Here is an 18,554-nt window from a genome sequence, read left to right on the forward strand (position 1 = left end):
GCGGCGCCCAAAAGTAACGGAATGGATCCTCGGGTCTGCGCGCGTCGCTTCGCTCCTTGCTCCGCCCGTGGATGACGAAGCGACGGACGATCCGGCTAACTGTCGACGTATCCACCACCCCGCCACCTAATGCACTGCCGCATACATAATCTTCTCCTCCGTCGCCTCCGCCGGCGAGAACTCCTCGACGATTCGGCCTTGCCGGCAGACGAGAATGCGGTCCGACAGGTTCATGATCTCCGGCAGGTAGGACGAGATCACCACCACGGCGAGGCCCTCGTCGGCCAGCCGGTTGATGATCTGGTGGATTTCGGCGATGGCGCCGACATCGACGCCGCGCGTCGGCTCGTCGAAGATGACGATGCGCGGCTCCTGCACCAGCCCCTTGCCGATCACCACCTTCTGCTGGTTGCCGCCGGAGAGCTCGACAACGCGCGCATTGTCGTTGATCGCCTTGATGTTCAGTGTCTTCGTCCATTCCGCCGAAAGCTGCCGCATCTCCTGCTGGTTGATCACCCAGGCCTTTTCGCGGCCAGCGGCGAGCAGCCCGCCGAACAGGTTCTCGGCGATGTCCATCGTCTCGAAAATGCCTTCGCTCTTGCGGTCCTCGGTGACATAGACGATGCCGTCGGCGACCGCTTGCGCCGGCACGAGAAAGCGCACCGGCCGGTCGTCGAGCTCGATCGCGCCGCCGCGCCGGAAATCGCGCTTGTAGATGCCGGACACGATCTTGAACGTCTCGGTGCGGCCGGACCCGATCAGGCCGAACACGCCGGTGATCTGGCCCTCGAAGATCGAGAAGGAATTGTTGCGCACGATATTGCTCATCGAGATGTCCTGCACCGAGAGCACTTTCTTGCCGGCGTTGCGCAGCTTCGCCTCGTCGCGCTGGCGATAGATCTGCCCCGACAGCGAGCGCCCGACCATGGCGGCGACGATCCTGTCGCGGTCGAAGGCCGACGTGTCGTCGGTGATCACCAGTTCGCCGTCGCGCAGGACGGTGATGCGGTCGGCGATCATCAGCGCTTCCTCCAGCGCATGGCTGATGAAGACGATGGAAACGCCGCGCGCCTTGAGCCGGCGGATCAGCGCGAAGAAGTGGCGCTTCTCCTCCGGCGTCAGCGTCGCCGTCGGCTCGTCGAAGATGATGATCTCGGCACTGTGGTGGACGGCGCGCGCGATCTCGACCATCTGCCGCTTGGCCGCGCCGAGCGTCGCCACCATGGCGTTCGGATCGACGGGAAAGTTCAGCGACTGCAGGAACTGCTGCGCCGAAATGTAGGTGCCGCGCAGCCGGTTGAGGAATTTCTCGGTGCCGAGATAGAGATTCTGCGCCACCGTCATCGACGGCACCAGGCTGGTCTCCTGGAACACCATGGCGATGCCGGCTTTGAGCGCGGCATGCGGCGAGGCGTAGGCCGTCTCGACGCCCTTGTGGAACATCTTGCCGGAAGTGGCATCGACGACGCCGGCAATGATCTTGGTCAGCGTCGACTTGCCGGCGCCGTTCTCGCCGAGCAGCGCGTGGATCTCGCCCTTCCTCAGATCGAACGTGACATTCTTCACCGCCGGCACGCCGCGATAGGTCTTGGTGACGTTTTCCAGACGCACGATCGGTTCCATCAGAAACCTCCCGGCGCAGGGTCGAGCGCCAGCATGCAATTACCGCCCTTCGAGGCGATGAACAGGCGGCCGTCCTTTTCAGCCACGCTGCAGATGCCGTGGCGCGTGCCGTTGGCGCGGCTGTGCAGGCTGAATTGCGGCTGCATGGTCCGGTCGAGCTTCACGACGAGCCCGTAGGAGCGGCTGGGCGACCACGGCTTGTGGATGCCCATGGTGCGAATGCCGCCGCATTGCAGCGGCTCGAGGAAACTGCGGTTGGAGGCCAGCGCCGGCGCGATCCAGTAGGCCGGCGGCAGCTGCTCGATCATGTCCTGGCGATAGTGCGTTTCCTGCAACACGAATTCGATCAGCCGGTTGCGCGGCGCAAACAGGGTCAGCCACGCGCCACCGTCTCCGGCAGGCGACAGCCGCGCGGGATAGCCGGGAAGATGCGTCAGAACCCTGGCGCGGTTGCCGGTCGCGCCGAAGCGGACCAGCTGATGGCGCCAGCTTTCGCTGACCACCACATCGCTGCCAAGGATGTGAAGTCCGTAGGGAAAGGCGACGTCGCCAGCCACCTTGCGGAACTCGCCACCCGCCGTGTCCCGTTTCCAAAGCGAACCGGACGCGCCCTTCTTCATTAAATCGGCGGCCCATTGCGACGGCGCGAATTCGGCCGAACCATTGGCCAGCCACAGCGTACCGTCTCCTGCGTAGGCAAGCGCGGTGATGCAGCGGATTTCTGCGGGCAGAGAAACATCCTTGCTGGCGATCAGCAGTCTGCCGCTCTCCAGCCCGACCGTCAGTTCGCCGGACGGTGATAGCGCCAGCGCCGTGACGGGAGACGGAAAGGTCTCGACCACGACAGGTTCCACACCAGTAACAATCGCGTAGACGGCGTTGCCGCTGGAGGCCAGCAGCCGGCCGGCGACGGTCAGCAGATTGTCCGGTTCGGTCAGTTCGGCGAAGGCCGGCAAGTCGTCCAGCCGCGTGTTGGGACGGAAGGCACCGTCGAGCGGCGGTATGGTGACCGCCTTGCCGCGAAAGACATCCAGGATCGGATCGAGGATCATGGTTTGCGTCCCCAATAGGAAGCGGGGCTCGTCCAGTTCGGGTCCGCGCCGGTGATCTTGTAACGTCCGATGCGGTTGTTGAGGATGCCGCCGACGAACAGATATCCTTTGTGCTCGCGCATCGAGGTGACCATCGGATGGGCAGTGCCGGAAAGATCGCCAAGCGTCTCAACGATGCCGCCCTTCTCGTCGAACTTCACCACGCCGCCGGTGTTGATGTTGGGAAACAGCCATTCGTCCTGCGGCAGTCGCCGTGTCATGCGCTTGCGCATGTCGGGGTGGCGCAGCGACAGGTCGAAGCTCGGCGTGCGCATGCCGAGCCACGCCATCCAGTAGTTGCCGTCCGATGCCCGGTTGATGTTGTCGGGGTAGCCCGGCATGTCGCGGATGACGCATTCGGCGGTCCCGGCCTTCGGCCCCTCCAGCCAGTAGCGGTGCACGCGGCAGGCCCAGCTTTCGGCGAAGAACAGCGACCTGCCGTCATGAGCCATGCACACGCCGTTGGTGTAACGGTAGCCATCGAGCAGCGTCTTCGTCGACCCGTCCTTCGGGTCATAGACCAGCAGGCGGCCCGTGGCGCGGTTTTCGATCGAGTCCAGCGCCCAATCGTGGGCGTCATAGCGCTTCGTTGAATCCGTGAAATAGATGCGGCCGTCGGGTGCGATGTCGCAATCGTTCGGGTCGCGCAGTCTTGCGTCGTCGACGATCGAGGTCCAGGAGCGCGACGTCTCGGCCGAGAGGCGCTTTACTTCCCGCTCCGGCGAGACGGAATAGAGCCCCATGGCGCCGACGCAGCTGATTAAATTGCCTGCCTTGTCGAAGGCCAAGCCCAGCGGAAAGCCGCCGATATGGGCGAAGACTTCGGAGCGTTCGTAGTCCGGCGCCAAGAAGCGGACGATCTCGCCGTGACGGGTGCCGCAATAGAGATGATCGTCGCGGTCGAGGATGACGTCCTCAGGCCCTTCCAGCTCGCCGAGCCCGATATGGTCCGCGGCCGAGAGCCGATTGTCGAGCTCGTAGGATGTACCGGAGCCGGGCGCCGCCGACTGCGTTTCGCCCATCTTGAGGTAGACCGGCGCGACATAGACCTCGTTCAGCACCTTGTGGCGGTTCTTCAGCCACCGGATGTCGATGGTGACGGCGACCGCCAGCATGATGCCAAGCACCATCTGGTTGGTGCCGGTGCCGTAGCCCAGCCGGATCAGGCCGTTGGTCATGGTCAGGACGATGATGGCGCCCATCAGGCCCTTGACCACCGAGCCGCGTCCGCCGCCCAGGCTGACGCCTCCGACCACCGCCGCCGTCAGCGCCATGATCTCGAGATTGAGCCCGGTGCCCGGCCCTGCGCCGCTTAAGCGGCAGGCGATGAGGAAGCCACCGATCGAAGCGCAGAAGCCGGAAAAGACATAGGTCATGAACACGGTGCGGCGCACGCGGATGCCGGCATTGTGCGCCGAGCGGCGCGAGCCGCCGACCGCCAGCACATGCCAGCCGGGGCGCGATCGCGTCAGCGCGACATGCGTGACGATGGCGAGGATAATGGCCAGCCAAACCGAGACCGACAGGCCCCAGAAAGTGCCGTCGCCGATGAAGTCGAGCACATCCGAGCTTGCCTGGGAAAGCTGCACGTCGGCCGCATAGGTGGTGACGAGGATATCGAACAGCGCCCGCCCGAAAATGAAGGTGACCAGCGTGGTGAGGAAGGCGCGCAGCCTCAGATACCCGACGAGGTAGCCGTTGATGGCGCCGAAGATGACCCCCGTGCAAAGTGCGGCGGCCAACGCCAGCCATATCGACTGTTCGAGGATGAAGAAGACGTAGACGGCGGAGAAACAGGACAGCGCGAAGATCGAGCCGACTGAAAGGTCGATGCCGCCGCCCAGCATCACCACGGTCATGCCGATGACCACCAGCGAGAACTCACCGAGCTGGCGTGTCGATTCCTGCAGCGAGGTCAGCTTGAAGAAGCCCGGAATGATCGAACCGAACACGCCAAGCGTCGCCACCAGCGCCAGGAAAGGTATGGCGTTGTCGGTCCATCGTTTGGTCAGGATCTCGCCGACCAGATGGTCGGGCACGAGATTGTAGCGCCAGGCCTGGAGGCGTTCACGGAAATTCATCGGCTGCTGCTGTCATTCAACGGGAAAGAGGCGGCCGGAGCAATCCGGCCACCTCCGTGGGATGCTTTCTGGCGGCGCGGCTTATTTTGCCGCCGCTTCGGCCTGCAGCGCCTTCAAGTCCCAGCAGCTGTCGGGCTTGAGGTCGGCCTTCGTCGTCGCCTTCTCCAGCGTGTAGACGTAGGTGTGCGAGGTGCCTGCCGGCTGGCCGCTCTGCAGCAGGAACTTGATGATGGCATTCATGTCGCCCGATTGGCGGGCAAGATCGGTCATCACCACGGCGCCATAGGTGCCGTCCACGAGCTTGTCGCAGTCGGCCGCTTTTTCGCCGCCGCCGGTGGTGACCAGGAACACCTTGCCGTCGAGCTTGGCGTCGCGGATCGCGGCCGAGGCGCCGGTGGCGTCGCCGTCCCAGAAGTCGATGATCGAGCAGACGTCGGGATGCTGCTGCAGCATCGTCGTCGTCACGTTGCGCGACGTGGTCGCGTCCCAGTTTGAATCCGGCTTGGCGACGACCTGGAAGTCGGGATGCTTCTCCAGCACCTTCATGATGCCGGCATACTGGTAGAGGCTGGACGAGTTCGCCTGGTCGCCCTGCACCAGCCCGATCTTCTTGGACGAAGTCTCGCCGCAGCCCTTGATCGCGGCTTCGGCTTCAAGTTGGCCGAGCTTGTCCCAGTCGCTGCCGACGAACGCGTCGGCCGGGAAATTGGCCGGATTGTCGACGAGCAGCACATAGGTGCCGGCGGCCTGCGCCTTCTTCATCAGCTTCGAATAGGAGTTGAGGTCGGGCGCATGGATGATGAGCACGTCGGGCCTGGTGTCGGACGCGATGGCGTCGGTGATGGCCTGCGCGCCGGCGTCGACCACCCAGTTCGGATCGCGGGTCTCGAAAGTGCCGCCCCAGGCCTCGACTTCCTTCTTCAGGTAGTGCGCCCAGCCCTGCGCCAGGTCGAAGCCCATCGCCAGCGGCACCAGCATGACGCGCTTGCCGTTGAGCGATTTGGCATAGGCGGCGGGCCCCGGATCGTCGGCGGCGAAGCTCGGCGCCGCGAAGGCGCCAACGGCGAGCGCCGTGCCGGCCGCCATCAATGTTCTGATCAGTTTCATGTCACATCCTCTGGTTCGGTTTTCATTGCCGGCCGATCGTCGCGATCGCCCCGGGTACCCGAGAGCAAGATGGGCTAGCCCATCTGCTCTAAATGTCGCCTTGCTGCGCGGTCTGTTCGTCACGCGGATTGATGATGCCGTCGACGATGATGGCACCGAGCAGGATCGCCGCCTTGATCAGGTTCTGGTAGAGCAATGGGATGTCGATGATGGTCATGGCGTTGAGCAGGATGCCGATCAGCGCCGCCCCGACCAGTACGTTGCGCACCCCGCCCCTGCCGCCCGAAAGCCCGATGCCGCCGATCACCGCGACCAGCACGATATCGTAGAGCAGCGTCGAGTTGACGATGCGGGTGTTGATCGAATGCAGGCTGGCGGCCGTCAGCAGGCCGGCGATCAGGGCCACGAAAGCCGAGAGCACATAGCGCAGCACCAGCATGGGCCGCACCGGAACGCCGATGTTGCGGGCGGCGACCGGATTGTCGCCGGCAAAATAAATGAAGCGGCCCCATTTGGTGTAGCGCAGGAACAGGAAGAACAGGAACGCCAGCCCGGCGAAGACGAACACCTCGACCGGAATATCGAGGAAGCGGACGCCGCCGAGCAGCTCGACCCAGTGTCCCCCCGGCACCGGCACGGCATCCTGCGTGATCAGTTGCGAGCGCACATAGCCGAAGACGAAGGAACCGGTGGCCAGCGTCACGAAGATCGCCGGCACGTCGGCGTAAGCGATGAGGAAACCGTTGAGCAGGCCTATGGCGAGCACGCCTGCCAGGACATAGGCGAAGGCCAATCCGTCGGAAGTGCCGGTGTTGAGCAATTGCAGGTACCAGGCGACCGACATCGCCATGATCGCCACGGCCGACAGGTCGATGCCGCGGCCGATGATGACGACCGCCATGCCGAGCGCCAGAATGCCCAGCACGGACACCGAACGGACGATGGCCACCAGATTGTCGGCGGTCAGGAATCCCGGCAGGCCGATGGCGGCTGCGGCGAACAGCAGGATGGCGATGGCAAAGACGATGCCTTCCTGATTAAGGCGCCTCCAGTTCGGCCAGCCGATCGCATTCATCGCTGTTGTCTTTCGCCCCTGCGGGCAGGCCTTGGCCGGGCCTGCATCCCGCACGAAAGCTAATCGGCTCAACACAGGCTCGTCAAATGAATCCGGGTTCAGAAGCCGGGCTTGTACTGCTAAAGGACAAGTGGACGCATCGATTGCCGAAACTGGCGCAATAAGCGGAAACTCCTAGGCTTTTGGCAATCCGTTGCACCGATCGCCTGGCCTGCGGAAGAGCTTGCTCGAAGGCGGCGACGCCGGCGCAATTTAAGTCCGCAAATGCATCCGGCGCGACGTCAATTGTTCGTTGAACGGCCCGAAACCTCGGCTCCCGGCACTGGCCGGCAGACCAGGAAGCGCACCGCCGCCATGCTGGCCAGTCCAGAGCTTATCCAACAAACTTCCGTGCCGGCCGATCGCCTGTTATGGATGAGCTTGGGAGTGGATGAGGAAAATGCATGAAGCCCGTCTATATCGACTACCTCAATGCGCTCGACATCGAAGCGCTTGCCATGACCGATGCCGAGATCATCGGCGCCGTCGAAGCCGGGCTCCCCGCGCAGGGCAACGGACGGACGGTGATCGAGCCGCGCGTCCATCTTGAACCCGACCCGTCCTTCCACGGCCATTTCAACGTGCTGCGCGGCTATGTGGCGCCGCTCGACGCGGCCGGCGTGAAGATCGTCGGCGACTATGTCGACAACTACAAGCACGGCCTGCCGTCCGAATTCGGCATCCTCAATCTTTTCGATCCGCGCACCGGCACGCCGCGCGCCGTCCTCGATGCCACCGTCATCACCGACATGCGCACCGGTGCGGTCACCGCGATCGGCGCCAGGCACCTGGCGAAGAAGACATCGAAAGTGCTCGGCCATATTGGCGCGCGCGGCACCGCCTATTGGAATGTGCGGCTGCTCGACCACCTCTTCGACTTCGACGAGATCCGCGTCCATTCGCGCCGACCGGAAAGCCGCGACGGCTTTGCCGCGAAACTGTCGGCCGATCTCGGCAAAACAGTGACCGCCGTCGCCGACTGGAGAAGCTGCGTCGACGGCGCCGACATCGTCGTCGAGGCCTCGCGGCTCAACGAGCCGCAACCTCTGCTCAAGACCGAATGGATCAAGCCCGGGGCGCTGGTGGTGCCTTACGGCACGATGAGCGCGGTGGAGCTGTCGCTCACCGACATCATGTCCAAGATCGTCGTCGACGACTGGGGGCAGTGCAAGACGGGCAAGTTCGGCTCGTTGCGCGCCCATGTCGAAACCGGGCGGCTGAGCGAGACGACGCTCCATGCAGAGCTTGGCCAGATCGCTGCCGGACTGAAAGCCGGACGCGAAAGCGATGACGAGACGATCCTGTTCTGGCATCGCGGTCTCTCGCTTTCCGATATCGCGCTTGGCAAGGCCATGCTCACCAAGGCCGGCGAAAACGGCGTCGGCCAGAGGCTGCGCTTCGCATGAGCCCGCTCGTTCTCACCGGCGCCGGCGTCAGCATCGAGGATGTTGTTGCCGCGGCTCGCAACGCCTGCAAGGTCGAAGTCACGCCGACTGTCATCGAACGGCTGGCCAAGGCGCGCGAAGTGCTCGATGAGGCCGCCGCTAGCGGCCAGCAGATCTACGGGCTGAACACCGGTCTCGGCGCCAATCTCGTCACCGCGGTTGAGAGCGACGCCAGCGCCTTCCAGCGTCAGCTTCTCGACGGGCGTGCCGCTGCGGTCGGCGAGGCCTTGCCCATCGAAAAGGTACGCGCCGCCATGTTTGCCCGCATCGCCATGCTTTCGGCGGGCGGCTCCGGCCTGTCGCCGCACGTGTTCACCGCGCTCGTCGATGCGCTCAATGCCGGCGTCCATCCGGTCATGCCTTCGCTCGGCTCCATCGGCGCTGGTGACCTGGTGCTGATGACGGCGATCGCCCACACGCTTATCGGCGAAGGCGATGCCGACTATCAGAGCCGGCGCATGCCTTCTGCCAAGGCGCTGATGATGGCGCGGCTTCCACCGGTCAGCCTGGCGCCAAAAGATGGACTCTCGCTGATCAATGCCTCAGCGGTATCCACCGGTGCCGGCGCGCTCGCCCTTGTCGACGCACTGTCGGCGCTGGATCAGCAACAGCAAGCCGGCGCGCTGACCATGGAAGCATTTGGCGCTAATCGCACTATCCTCGATCCGCGCCTGCATCTGGCGCGGCCGGCGGCCTGCCAGCAGGTGGCAGCGAAGGCGCTACGCGACTTGCTCGCCCGCGAGAATGAGCCCGAACCGGCCACCATTCAGGATCCGCTCTCGATCCGCTGCATGCCGTCGATCCACGGCGCGCTGATCCAGGCGATCGACCATGCGCGGCTCGCGGTCGAGATCGAACTCAACGCCGCCGCCGACAACCCGCTGGTGCTCGTCGACGACGCACTCGTGCTGTCGACCGGCAATTTCCACACCGCCTCGCTGGCGCTGGCCTTCGAAACGCTTGGGCTGGCGATCGCGCAATGCGCGGCGGCATGTGCCGCACGTTTCATCCAGCTCACCGGCTCGGGCCGCAACGGCCTGCCCAAATACCTCTCGCCAATCGGCGGAGCCTCTGCCGGCTTCGTGCCGCTGCAGAAGACGGTGACGGCGATCCTGGCTAGTATCCGCCACAAGGCCAATCCGGTGATGCTCGACTTCCTGCCTGTTTCCGAGGGCGTCGAGGACCATGCTACGCAGACACCCCTTGCGGTCGCCAAATGCGCCGAGATGATCGCGCTGTGGCGGCGCCTGATTGCCTTGGAGCTGATGGCGGCAGCGCAGGCGGTCGACCTGCGCGAAGGCCTGAGGCTTGCGCCTGCCACCGGCGTGATCCACGCTGCCGTCCGCACACATGTAGCGACGCTCAAAGAAGACAGGCCGCTCGGCTCCAATGCTGCCGCGCTTCACGCCGCACTCGCCGATGGGACCTGGCAGGCCTAAAGCGCGTCGCGATGAAACGGATTCAGGCGACGCGCTTTAAGTCTTTGTTTTGATGCATGTCGTTATCCCAAAACCGCTGCGCACTTTTGGGCGACATGCATTAACGTAACTTCCAGGAAAGGGCGTGTAACGGCTATCGTTGGAGCGGCGGCCGAAAGCTTCCCGCTCAAACCTTTGCGTCGACCTTCTTCATGAAGAGGGTGAGCTCGTCCGGATCCATGCGCACGATATGCCTGTCTTCCGGATAGGCGCCGCTGTTGACGTCGGCGACATATTCGGAAAATGCCGCGATGCGCTCTTGTTGCAGCCGGTCATATTCGGCGGCGAAATTGCGGTAGACTTTTGAATGGCGCGGCATGCGACCGCGATTGGTGCCGAGAATGTCCTCGGCGAACAGATATTGCGCGTCGCAGCCCGTGCCAGCGCCCATCGACAGCATGATCAGCGGTGTGCGCTCGGAGATTGCTTTCGCCACTTCCACCGGAACCACCTCGATCTCGGCGCCGATCGCACCGGCGGCCTCCAGCTGTTTCACCGCCTCGAACACCTGCATGGCGGTATCGGCGGTCTTGCCGACCGCCTTGAAGCCGCCTGTCCAGGTCGCACGCGAGGGGATCAGGCCGACATGGCCGATGACCGGGATGGCATCGTCGGCCATGCGTTTGATGGTGGCATAGCCGGCGCTGCAATAGACGGCGTCGGCCCCGGCCTTGTAGAGCCGGAACGACCAACGGACAAAATCGTCAGCCGTGCCGATCTCGAAGAAATTGTCGCCCGGCATGGTGAAGAGGCTGGGCGCAGCATCGCGATATTGCGGATTGAGCACCAGTTCGGGCGGCACCGAGACGATGTCGACCCCTGCCCGCTCGGCGGCCTCCGCCTCGTCCAGGGTCAGCACGCGCAGCATGGTCAATTGCCGCTTGCCCTTCATGGCGCGCAAATCGGCGATGGTCGGTCTCTTTCGGCTCATCGAACTCTTTTCCCTCGTTGTGGATAGCGGCTGCTCAGCCGATCTCAATCATTACGTTGCCAGCTTCGATCCGCACTGGATAGGTCTTGAGGTTGACGCAGACCGGCGCGCCCTTGGCCTGGCCGGTCTTGTAGTTGAAGCGGCCATTATGCTTGGGGCATTCGATTATGTCGTCCATCACCAGCCCGTCGGCGAGATGCGCCTTCTCATGCGTGCAGAAACCGTCGGTCGCGAAGAATTCGCCGTCCGGCGAGCGATAAATCGCGAAGGTGCGGCCGCCATGGTCGAAGCGGATCACATCCTCCTCATCCACGTCGTCGACCGCGCACGCTTCAACCCACTCCGTCATCGTCCGTCTCCGGCCATCATCTTTCTCTGGATTGCTGCGCGACGCCTATTCGGCGGCTGCGGCCGTTATGTCGAGATCGTGGAACTCGCCGCGATAGGGCTTGGCCGTTGGCGGCAATTCGCGCTTGAGATAGTAGTCCTCGTATTTGAGCTGCCTCAACAGCACCGGCCACACCTCGCGATAGGCGTGCCATATCGACGGGTTCGGCGCCGGCAAATCGTGCTTGATCAGCTCGTGCAGCCTCGGCAGCGCGTGATAGGGCACCATCGGGAACATGTGGTGCTCCACATGGTAGTTCATGTTCCAGTAGATGAACCGGCTGATCGGGTTCATATAGACGGTGCGCGTGTTGAGCCGATGGTCAATGACATTGTCGGCCAGTCCGATATGCTGGAGCAGGCCGGTCATTACCATGTGCCAGGTGCCGTAGAGGCGCGGCAGGCCGATCAACACCAGCGGTATCCATGATCTAAGCGCGATCGCGACAGCGATCGTCGCAACATAGACCGCGATGTGCCAGCGCGCCGCGATCACCGCATTGTGCTGCTCCATCTCCGGGATGTAGCTCTTCTCGTCGTCCGACAATTTGCCGAAGGCCTGGCGCACCAGAGTCGGCAGCGAATAACGGAAGTCGAGGATGCCGGTGAAGGCAAGCGCCGCCTTGATGAGGTCCGGCGGTCGCATCACCGCGATCTCGGCGTCGCGGCCGACGATGATGGTGTCGGTGTGGTGGCGCGCATGGCTCCAGCGCCACTGCACCGGATTGCGCATCAGCATGAACGAGGCGATGTGATAGACGACATCGTTCATCCAGCGCGTGCGGAAAGCGGTGCCATGGCCGCATTCGTGCCAGCGCGAGTCGCTCGACGAGCCGTAGAGCACGCCGTAGACGAACAGGAACGGCACGACCCACCAACTGCCCCAGAACCAGACAATGCCGGCCGCCGAGCCCAGGATCGCGACGATCCAGATGATTGTGTCGCGGATCGCCGGCCCGTCGGAGCGCTGCATCAACTCTTTCATGGTCTTGCGCGCAACCTCCGTGTGATACCACTCGGCCGAGGCAAGCCCGGTCTCGATCGCCTTGCGCGTGCTTTCACCGACAAGGCTGTAGTCGCGCTTCTTTGCCACCGTCACATCGGCCTCCAATCTTCCCACAGCGCTAGTACCCCGGTCCGCCGGCCGGAGGGCTCGCTATGGATGCTTGTCATGCTCATGCCTTGCCCGCCAATCTTGGAAACTTGCCGGAGGGCTGAGGATAATCCTGCTCGGGCTGACGGGCGATGGCCGCGATCCTGCTTTCGGCGCCGGCGATCGCATCCTTGCCGTCGAGGACGCGGAACACCGTGTCATAGGCACGGGTTTCGCCGTGCTCCAGCCAGATCATCTCGCCACGCTCGCGCGCGGCAAGATTGCCGAGCACATGGTGGGTCGAGGGCTCGATGCCGAGCGCATACTGGCCGGTCTGGAAATTCTGCCATTGGTAACAGCAGGGCAACTGCTCCTTGCGGGTGACAACCTCGAAGCCGAGGCCGAGGCGGTCGTTGACCACCGCCACCGGCACCTCGCCCTTTGCGTCGGCGCCGAGCTCGTGCTGCCAGACCTGCTCGCTGAAACCGAGCTGTGGCGCAGGCACGGTGCGATAGCCGACCCTCTGCGCTTTGTAGCGTTCGCCGGCATGCGCGGCCCAGACCACGTCGCGGATCGGCGCCAGGTAGCGCGAGCCTTCGTCGAGCAGCGGATGCCCGACATTGACGTGGTAGAAATACATATGCGGCGTGCGGCGGAAGCCGTGATTGACGACGCGGTCCGAAAGCCGGATGTCGCTGCCGCCGACATCGGCCTCGATGCGGCGGATGAGATGCAGATCCTCGCCGAACACGCTTGCCTGCTGGACGACCCCTTCCGCCCACAGCACGCAGTGGTCGCCGTCCCAGCTTTCGCCATAGCCGGTCAGCCGCGCGGGGATGGTGCCGACGCGGCCATGCAGCGAATGCGTCACGGTCTTGCGGCCCGGGTAATTGTAGTTTTCCGCCGGCACCTCGTTGCGGCCGAGGATATGGTCGAGGCCGCAGGTGACGAGCAGGCCCGAGAAAGACCGCCCCCAGGCAAACCCGCCCTCGCCTTCGTACTCGTGCAGCGCGGGATGGCGAAAACCGCTCGGCGAGTGCCAGCCGATCGCCTGGCCCTTGTAGTCGCAGTCGGCGATGTCGAGCGCCCGGTCGACCAGCGCGGTGAAGCGCAGGCCCGAGCCGGTGCGGAATTCGACCATGCGGATGCCGCGCTCGACGCCGTCGCCAAGCGTCATCAGCCGCACGCCGGCGAATTGCGACAGCATGCCGGAGCGCTCGGAAATTTGGCGGCGCGAAAGCGTCTTGCCGTAAAGCTTCGCCATGCCTTCACCGCGCCCTTTTCAAGAGCGCCGACATATCGGCGCCGGTGATGATGCTTTCCACCGTGAGAAGATCGGTATCAGCGACCGTCTGCTCGGCGACGATCTCGCCGCGGCGCATGACGATGATGCGGTCGGCCACCTCGAACACATGGTGGATATTGTGGGTGATCAAGAGCACCGAATGGCCGGCCTCGCGCATCTCCTTGACGAAGCGCAGCACGCCGTGGGTTTCCTCGACGCCGAGATTGTTGGTCGGCTCATCGAGGATGATCACCTTGGCGGCGAACTGCATGGCGCGCGAGATGGCGATCGACTGGCGCTCGCCGCCGGAAAGCGTGCTGACCAGCGCATCGGCGTCGAGTTTCTTCGAGATGCCGACGCGTTTCAGCAGCGCCGAGGCCGCATCGCGCAGCTTGGCGAGATCGAGCGGCGCGAACACGCCGAGCCATTTGAAATTGACCGGCTCGCGGCCGAGGAACAGGTTGCGCGCGATGCTGAGGTCGGGCGCCAGCGAGGTGTCCTGATGGATGGTCTCGATGCCGAGGTCCATCGCCTCGCGCGTCGAGCGGATCGAGACCTTCTCGCCGCGCACATAGATGTCACCGCGATCGATCGGAAAGACGCCTGAGATCGCCTTGATCAGCGTCGACTTGCCGGCGCCATTGTCACCGAGCAGCGCCACCACCTCGCCCTCCTTGAGCGTCAGCGAGGCATTCTTCAGTGCGCGCACGCTGCCGAAGGATTTTTGCAGATTCTGCAGCCGGAGCACTTCCTGCATCATCATCAGCTCCTTGCGGCGTTCTTCCGCAGTAAAGCGTGCAGGATGAGCATGGCGAGGATGATGACGCCGACGAAGATGTTGTAGGCCAGTCCCGGCACGCCGACGAGCACGATGCCGTTGCGGATGGCGCGCAGCATCAGCGCGCCGACGATGGTGCCGAGGATGGTGCCGCGCCCGCCGGTCAGCGCCGTGCCGCCGACAACCACCATGGCAATCACCTCGAGCTCATAGCCGGTTCCGGCCACCGGCGAGGCGGCCGAGATGCGGAAGGCGCTGATCATGCCGGCGAGCCCGGCCAGCACCGAGGTCGCGATGAACAGCCATATCTTGACCGCATCGGCCGGCACGCCGCGCGCCACCGCAGCGCTGCGGTTGGAGCCGATGGCGCTGATCCAGTTGCCGAGCTTGGCGTAACGCAGGATGTAGACCGCGAGCAGCGACAGGCTGACGAACCACCAGAGCGAGGTGTAGAAGCGGAACGAGCCGACGTTGAAGCTGCCGGCGAGCAGCGTAACGAAGAAGCCCGGCTGGTCCCAGGATTTCAGCGGAAAGCCCTGCGTGATGTAGAGCGCGGCACCGCGCACGATCAACAGCATCGACAGCGTCACGAGAAAGGACGAGATGCCGATCTTGGTGACGATCACTCCGTTGATCGCGCCGATCGCGATGCAAAGCAAAAGCCCGGCGAGCAGCGCCACGCCGATATCGATGCCGCCATTCTGCACCAGCAGCATAACCACCACCGGCGCCAGGCCGACCACCGCGCCGACCGACAGGTCGAATTCACCGGCGGTCAAAAGCAGCGTCATGCCGAGCGCGATGATGCCGAGCTCGGGCAGGAACGCCATCATGTTGGAGATGTTGAGCGGCGACAGGAAATTACGGTCGGCGACACCGAACACCACGAGCAGAACGACGAGGATGATGAACGAGGAAAATTGCGGCGAGCGCATCAGCCTCGACCTGCTCTTCGCACTTCGCACGCCGTCTTCCGCGGTAACTGCCATGACTGTCTGAACCATGCTGATTGCGGGACGCCCGCCGCTGACGCGGCGGGCGCCATTTTCACTTCTTGTCGTAGAGCTTCAGGATCGGCTCGACGCTGGAGGCGTCGTAGAGACCGAAGGTGTGGATGTCGTAGCCGATCGGCTCGCCCGAGGCGGCGAGGCTGAGCAGCGCCACAGGCATGAAGCCTTGGGCCGAGGGATATTGCCAGGCCGCAGCGTTGACGAACCCGTCCTTGACCGCCTGGGCCGTCTCCTTGGAATTGCCCCAGCCGACGACCGGGATCTTGCCGGCCGGCACGCCGGCGCCATCGAAGACGCGCTTGACGCTCGCCGCCACGGAATCGCCGAGCGCGATGATCGCCGGCGGATTGTTCGCGACCATGTAGTCGGTCATCTTGGCGATGATACCGGCCGGATCGGTGCCGCAGTCGACCACGTCATATTTGATGCCGAGCGGATCGAAGACGCCGGCGATGCCTTCCGTCTCGAGTTGCTGGTAGCTGGCGCCGGGAACCTCGACCGGCAGGAACACCTTGTCGCCCTGCTTCACCATCTTGTGGTCGACGAGATACTTCGCCCAGATGGCGCCGGCTTCCTTGAGATCGGCGCCGACATAGGCCTGGCGCCCGGTCGCCGGATCGTCCGTGTTGAAGAACACGATCGGGATGCCGGCGGCTTTGGCGGCCTTCACTTCCTCGGTCCACAGGCCGGGCTGCGCCGATGTGGTGGCGATGCCGTCGGGCTTGGCGGCGAGTGCTGAATTGAAGGCTTCCTTCTGCGCCGCCATGTCGCCGCCGCTGAAGGAGATCTTGCAGGTCACCTTGAGCTGGTCGCAGGCCTTGGTGGCGCCGGCGTTCCAGTCGATCCAGAATGCGTCTGAAGGGCCGCCATGCGAGAGCAGGTAGAAAGTCTTCTCGCCGTCCTGCGCCTGCGCGGCCGACCCGAATGCGACACCGGCAAGTACCGTCGCGGCGGCGGCCAGCTTCAAACCAAACTTCAACATCTCGTTTCCTCCATTCTTGTCTCTTTGGAAGCGCCGCCGGTTCGCGGCGGCGCCACGCTCGTCTCAGAGGCCGCCGGCGCGCAACTTGCCGTCGAGGAACTTCTTGGCGCGCGGCACGTCGTCTTCAGACAAATGCTCGATGATGACCGGAATATTCGGGTGCTTTTCAGCCAGCCGCTGGAGATAGAGGTCGTAGTTCAGCGAGCCGAGGCCGGGCGCCGGCAGTTCGATCTCGCCGACGCCGCGGAAGGTGTGGCTTTCCATGGCATCGTCGTCGCCGATGTCGGCGTGTTTCTCCGACTTGTCGCTGCCCGAGCGCTTGACGTCCTTGGCATGCGCTATTCTGATCTTGTCGGTCAGCGTGTCGAACACCTGGTTCAGGATCTGGTCCATGCGGTCGATGTTGTGGGTCTCGAAATAGTTGGTCGGATCCATCAGCAGGCCGAGCCCCGGATGGTCGACTTGCGCGAACATCTTCACCGTCTCCTCGATCGAGCCGACGACGTTGTTGACATAGGTTTCGAGCAGGAAGACCGCGCCGTGATCGTAGGCGGTCTGAGCCAGGTCCGCGATCACCTTGCGGCACTCCTCAAAACCTTCCTCGGTCTTGTTCTTGGGGTGATGCACCCAGTCGGACTCGGTGTTGTAGGTGCCGGTCTCCGAGATCACGTAAGGCGAGCCGAAATGGCGGGCGTTGCGGATGATCTCCATGAGATAGCCGACGCGCTTCTCGCGTTCCGCCTTGTCCGGATGGATGATGTTCGTATAACCCGACACGCAGCAGACCGGCAGATTGTGGTCGCGGAAGGTGTCGCGCACCTTCTTCGCCTTGTCCCTGGTGATCTGACCGGCCGAGAGGTCGACGTCCTTGAAGTGCAGGTCGAGCTGCACAGTGTTGAAACCGAGGCCGCGGATCTTCTTCGCCGTTTCTTCGAGGCCGTACGGGAAATAACCCGTGAAAATTCCTGCCTGCATCATGATGTGAATTCCTCCCTGTAGCGATTCAGTTGCCCAGTAATTTCAGTTGATTGAGTTGATTCAGTGATCGGGATTTCGGAGAGCTTGACCGTGCGGCCCGATGCGATGGAGCGGTAGCCTGCCTCGACCAACGCCATGGTCTTGACGTTGTCGGCGACGGAGAGCGCCGGCGGCGTGCCCGTCTTCACGGCGTGCTGCAGCTGTTCCATCACGCCGATGAAGGCATGCGGGAACCACATCGTCTCCCAGCTCGGGCTCACCCACTCGCCGCCGGTCGTCTCGGCCGAAGCGTAGGTCAGCGTCGAGGCGGCACCGGTCGGCCAGCCGATCGTGCCCTTGGCGACGCCCTTGGTGCCGTCGACGCGCCAGTTGATGTGCTGGTCGTCCTTGTAGCCGTCCTGGCGCGGGCCGGACCAAACGTCCTCGAGCGAGACCGCAAGCACCCCTGAAGGGAAACGAAGCGTCGAGACAGTTATGCCATCGGAGTGCTGGAATTGCGTACGCGGGTCCTTGCGCGTCAGGGTCGTGATCTCGTCGGGATCGCCGAACAGGAAGCGCAGCACATCGAGATGGTGCACGCTCATATTGGCGAGCGTCAGCCGGTCGTACCCCTGAAGGAACGTCTGCCAGTGCGGGATGGCATGCATGTCGATCTGCGCAAAGACGATGTCGCCGAGCGCGCCGCTGTCGATGATCTGCTTCAACACGCGCATCGACTGGTCGTAGCGCATGTTCTGGTTGACCGAGAGGATCTTGCCGGACTTGGCTGCCTCATCGCGCAGCTTGACGGCTTCTTCGACCGTCAGCGCCAACGGCTTCTGCGCCAGGACCGCCTTGATATGCTTCTGCTTCAGCGCATGGCGGATAAGCGCCGGCTGCTGGTCCGGCGGAAAGGCGAGGTCGATGATGTCGACATTTTCATCCTCGATCAGCTGTTCCGGCGTGTCGTGAACGGTCGGAATGCCCCAGCGGTTGGCAACCTTCTGAGCATTCGCCTTGGTACGCGAGGCGATCGCCACCACCGGAAAGCCGGCTTCCTTGTAGGCCGCCAGATGGCACTCGGCCATGATCATGCCGGCGCCGACGCAGCCGATTTTATAGTCCCTGGTGCGAACCTTGACGTCCGGCTCGAAGCCTTTGCTTGCCATCTCTTCCTCCCGAAACTCTATCC

At 63.7% G+C, this 18,554-nt stretch carries 16 protein-coding genes; 2 read left to right on the forward strand and 14 right to left on the reverse strand.

Going from position 1 to position 18,554, the window contains the following annotated elements; translation table 11 throughout:
- Positions 1 to 126: 126 nt before the first annotated feature.
- The 5 genes from RFM68_RS03300 to RFM68_RS03320 form a co-directional block, all read right to left on the reverse strand.
- On the reverse strand, positions 127 to 1,623 hold the full coding sequence (locus RFM68_RS03300; protein ID WP_320231225.1) for a sugar ABC transporter ATP-binding protein: 1,497 nt from the start codon (positions 1,621 to 1,623) through the stop codon (positions 127 to 129).
- On the reverse strand, positions 1,623 to 2,675 hold the full coding sequence (locus RFM68_RS03305) for an NHL repeat-containing protein (protein ID WP_320231226.1): 1,053 nt from the start codon (positions 2,673 to 2,675) through the stop codon (positions 1,623 to 1,625). The genes RFM68_RS03300 and RFM68_RS03305 overlap by 1 nt, the downstream gene beginning before the upstream one ends.
- Positions 2,672 to 4,795, reverse strand: a complete 2,124-nt coding sequence (locus tag RFM68_RS03310; protein WP_320231227.1) for an ABC transporter permease — start codon at positions 4,793 to 4,795, stop codon at positions 2,672 to 2,674. Before RFM68_RS03310 ends, RFM68_RS03305 begins: the two co-directional genes overlap by 4 nt.
- 81 nt (positions 4,796 to 4,876) lie before the next feature.
- Positions 4,877 to 5,902 (reverse strand): sugar ABC transporter substrate-binding protein, encoded by a 1,026-nt coding sequence (locus RFM68_RS03315; RefSeq protein WP_320231228.1) that lies wholly within the window; start codon positions 5,900 to 5,902, stop codon positions 4,877 to 4,879.
- Positions 5,903 to 5,990: 88 nt separating this feature from the next.
- A complete protein-coding gene (locus RFM68_RS03320; RefSeq protein ID WP_320231229.1) occupies positions 5,991 to 6,977 on the reverse strand; it encodes an ABC transporter permease in 987 nt (328 codons plus the stop codon).
- A 443-nt stretch (positions 6,978 to 7,420) separates the two neighbouring features.
- On the opposite strand from RFM68_RS03320, the gene RFM68_RS03325 reads away from it, so the two are divergent.
- Positions 7,421 to 8,422, forward strand: coding sequence for an ornithine cyclodeaminase family protein (locus RFM68_RS03325; RefSeq protein ID WP_320231230.1), 1,002 nt, complete (start codon positions 7,421 to 7,423; stop codon positions 8,420 to 8,422).
- Positions 8,419 to 9,900, forward strand: a complete 1,482-nt coding sequence (locus tag RFM68_RS03330) for an HAL/PAL/TAL family ammonia-lyase (RefSeq protein WP_320231231.1) — start codon at positions 8,419 to 8,421, stop codon at positions 9,898 to 9,900. Before RFM68_RS03325 ends, RFM68_RS03330 begins: the two co-directional genes overlap by 4 nt.
- Before the next feature lie 166 nt (positions 9,901 to 10,066).
- On the opposite strand, the gene RFM68_RS03335 is transcribed toward RFM68_RS03330, so the two are convergent.
- The 9 genes from RFM68_RS03335 to RFM68_RS03375 form a co-directional block, all read right to left on the reverse strand.
- On the reverse strand, positions 10,067 to 10,870 hold the full coding sequence (locus tag RFM68_RS03335; protein WP_320231232.1) for a 3-methyl-2-oxobutanoate hydroxymethyltransferase: 804 nt from the start codon (positions 10,868 to 10,870) through the stop codon (positions 10,067 to 10,069).
- A gap of 34 nt (positions 10,871 to 10,904) precedes the next feature.
- On the reverse strand, positions 10,905 to 11,219 hold the full coding sequence (locus RFM68_RS03340) for a MocE family 2Fe-2S type ferredoxin (protein WP_320231233.1): 315 nt from the start codon (positions 11,217 to 11,219) through the stop codon (positions 10,905 to 10,907).
- 45 nt (positions 11,220 to 11,264) lie between these two features.
- Positions 11,265 to 12,350, reverse strand: coding sequence for a fatty acid desaturase family protein (locus RFM68_RS03345; RefSeq protein WP_320231464.1), 1,086 nt, complete (start codon positions 12,348 to 12,350; stop codon positions 11,265 to 11,267).
- Positions 12,351 to 12,432: 82 nt separating this feature from the next.
- Positions 12,433 to 13,614, reverse strand: a complete 1,182-nt coding sequence (locus RFM68_RS03350) for an aldose 1-epimerase family protein (protein WP_320231234.1) — start codon at positions 13,612 to 13,614, stop codon at positions 12,433 to 12,435.
- Between the two features lie 4 nt (positions 13,615 to 13,618).
- Positions 13,619 to 14,395: an ATP-binding cassette domain-containing protein gene (locus RFM68_RS03355; RefSeq protein WP_320231465.1), complete on the reverse strand. Its 777-nt coding sequence runs from the start codon at positions 14,393 to 14,395 to the stop codon at positions 13,619 to 13,621.
- 2 nt (positions 14,396 to 14,397) lie between these two features.
- The gene (locus tag RFM68_RS03360) at positions 14,398 to 15,402 is read right to left on the reverse strand and encodes an ABC transporter permease (RefSeq protein ID WP_320231235.1); all 1,005 of its coding nucleotides are present in this window, start codon (positions 15,400 to 15,402) and stop codon (positions 14,398 to 14,400) included.
- A gap of 58 nt (positions 15,403 to 15,460) precedes the next feature.
- Positions 15,461 to 16,405 carry a sugar ABC transporter substrate-binding protein gene (locus RFM68_RS03365; protein ID WP_320231236.1) on the reverse strand — a complete coding sequence of 315 codons (945 nt, stop codon included), beginning with the start codon at positions 16,403 to 16,405 and terminating at the stop codon, positions 15,461 to 15,463.
- A gap of 63 nt (positions 16,406 to 16,468) precedes the next feature.
- Positions 16,469 to 17,383 (reverse strand): sugar phosphate isomerase/epimerase family protein, encoded by a 915-nt coding sequence (locus tag RFM68_RS03370; protein ID WP_320231237.1) that lies wholly within the window; start codon positions 17,381 to 17,383, stop codon positions 16,469 to 16,471.
- Positions 17,380 to 18,531 (reverse strand): Gfo/Idh/MocA family protein, encoded by a 1,152-nt coding sequence (locus tag RFM68_RS03375; RefSeq protein ID WP_320231238.1) that lies wholly within the window; start codon positions 18,529 to 18,531, stop codon positions 17,380 to 17,382. The genes RFM68_RS03370 and RFM68_RS03375 overlap by 4 nt, the downstream gene beginning before the upstream one ends.
- Between the last annotated feature and the right edge of the window lie 23 nt (positions 18,532 to 18,554).

Origin of the sequence: Mesorhizobium montanum (genome assembly GCF_033977145.1) — a bacterium.
Taxonomy (GTDB): Bacteria; Pseudomonadota; Alphaproteobacteria; order Rhizobiales; family Rhizobiaceae; genus Mesorhizobium; species Mesorhizobium montanum.

Bases quoted from the DNA above. Each gene is read 5' to 3' on its own strand.
- RFM68_RS03300 (WP_320231225.1), bottom strand. From the start codon at position 1,623: ATGGAACCGATCGTGCGTCTGGAAAACGTCACCAAGACCTATCGCGGC.
- RFM68_RS03305 (WP_320231226.1), bottom strand. From the start codon at position 2,675: ATGATCCTCGATCCGATCCTGGATGTCTTTCGCGGCAAGGCGGTCACC.
- RFM68_RS03310 (WP_320231227.1), bottom strand. From the start codon at position 4,795: ATGAATTTCCGTGAACGCCTCCAGGCCTGGCGCTACAATCTCGTGCCC.
- RFM68_RS03315 (WP_320231228.1), bottom strand. From the start codon at position 5,902: ATGAAACTGATCAGAACATTGATGGCGGCCGGCACGGCGCTCGCCGTT.
- RFM68_RS03320 (WP_320231229.1), bottom strand. From the start codon at position 6,977: ATGAATGCGATCGGCTGGCCGAACTGGAGGCGCCTTAATCAGGAAGGC.
- RFM68_RS03325 (WP_320231230.1), top strand. From the start codon at position 7,421: ATGAAGCCCGTCTATATCGACTACCTCAATGCGCTCGACATCGAAGCG.
- RFM68_RS03330 (WP_320231231.1), top strand. From the start codon at position 8,419: ATGAGCCCGCTCGTTCTCACCGGCGCCGGCGTCAGCATCGAGGATGTT.
- RFM68_RS03335 (WP_320231232.1), bottom strand. From the start codon at position 10,870: ATGAGCCGAAAGAGACCGACCATCGCCGATTTGCGCGCCATGAAGGGC.
- RFM68_RS03340 (WP_320231233.1), bottom strand. From the start codon at position 11,219: ATGACGGAGTGGGTTGAAGCGTGCGCGGTCGACGACGTGGATGAGGAG.
- RFM68_RS03350 (WP_320231234.1), bottom strand. From the start codon at position 13,614: ATGGCGAAGCTTTACGGCAAGACGCTTTCGCGCCGCCAAATTTCCGAG.
- RFM68_RS03355 (WP_320231465.1), bottom strand. From the start codon at position 14,395: ATGATGCAGGAAGTGCTCCGGCTGCAGAATCTGCAAAAATCCTTCGGC.
- RFM68_RS03360 (WP_320231235.1), bottom strand. From the start codon at position 15,402: ATGGCAGTTACCGCGGAAGACGGCGTGCGAAGTGCGAAGAGCAGGTCG.
- RFM68_RS03365 (WP_320231236.1), bottom strand. From the start codon at position 16,405: ATGTTGAAGTTTGGTTTGAAGCTGGCCGCCGCCGCGACGGTACTTGCC.
- RFM68_RS03370 (WP_320231237.1), bottom strand. From the start codon at position 17,383: ATGATGCAGGCAGGAATTTTCACGGGTTATTTCCCGTACGGCCTCGAA.
- RFM68_RS03375 (WP_320231238.1), bottom strand. From the start codon at position 18,531: ATGGCAAGCAAAGGCTTCGAGCCGGACGTCAAGGTTCGCACCAGGGAC.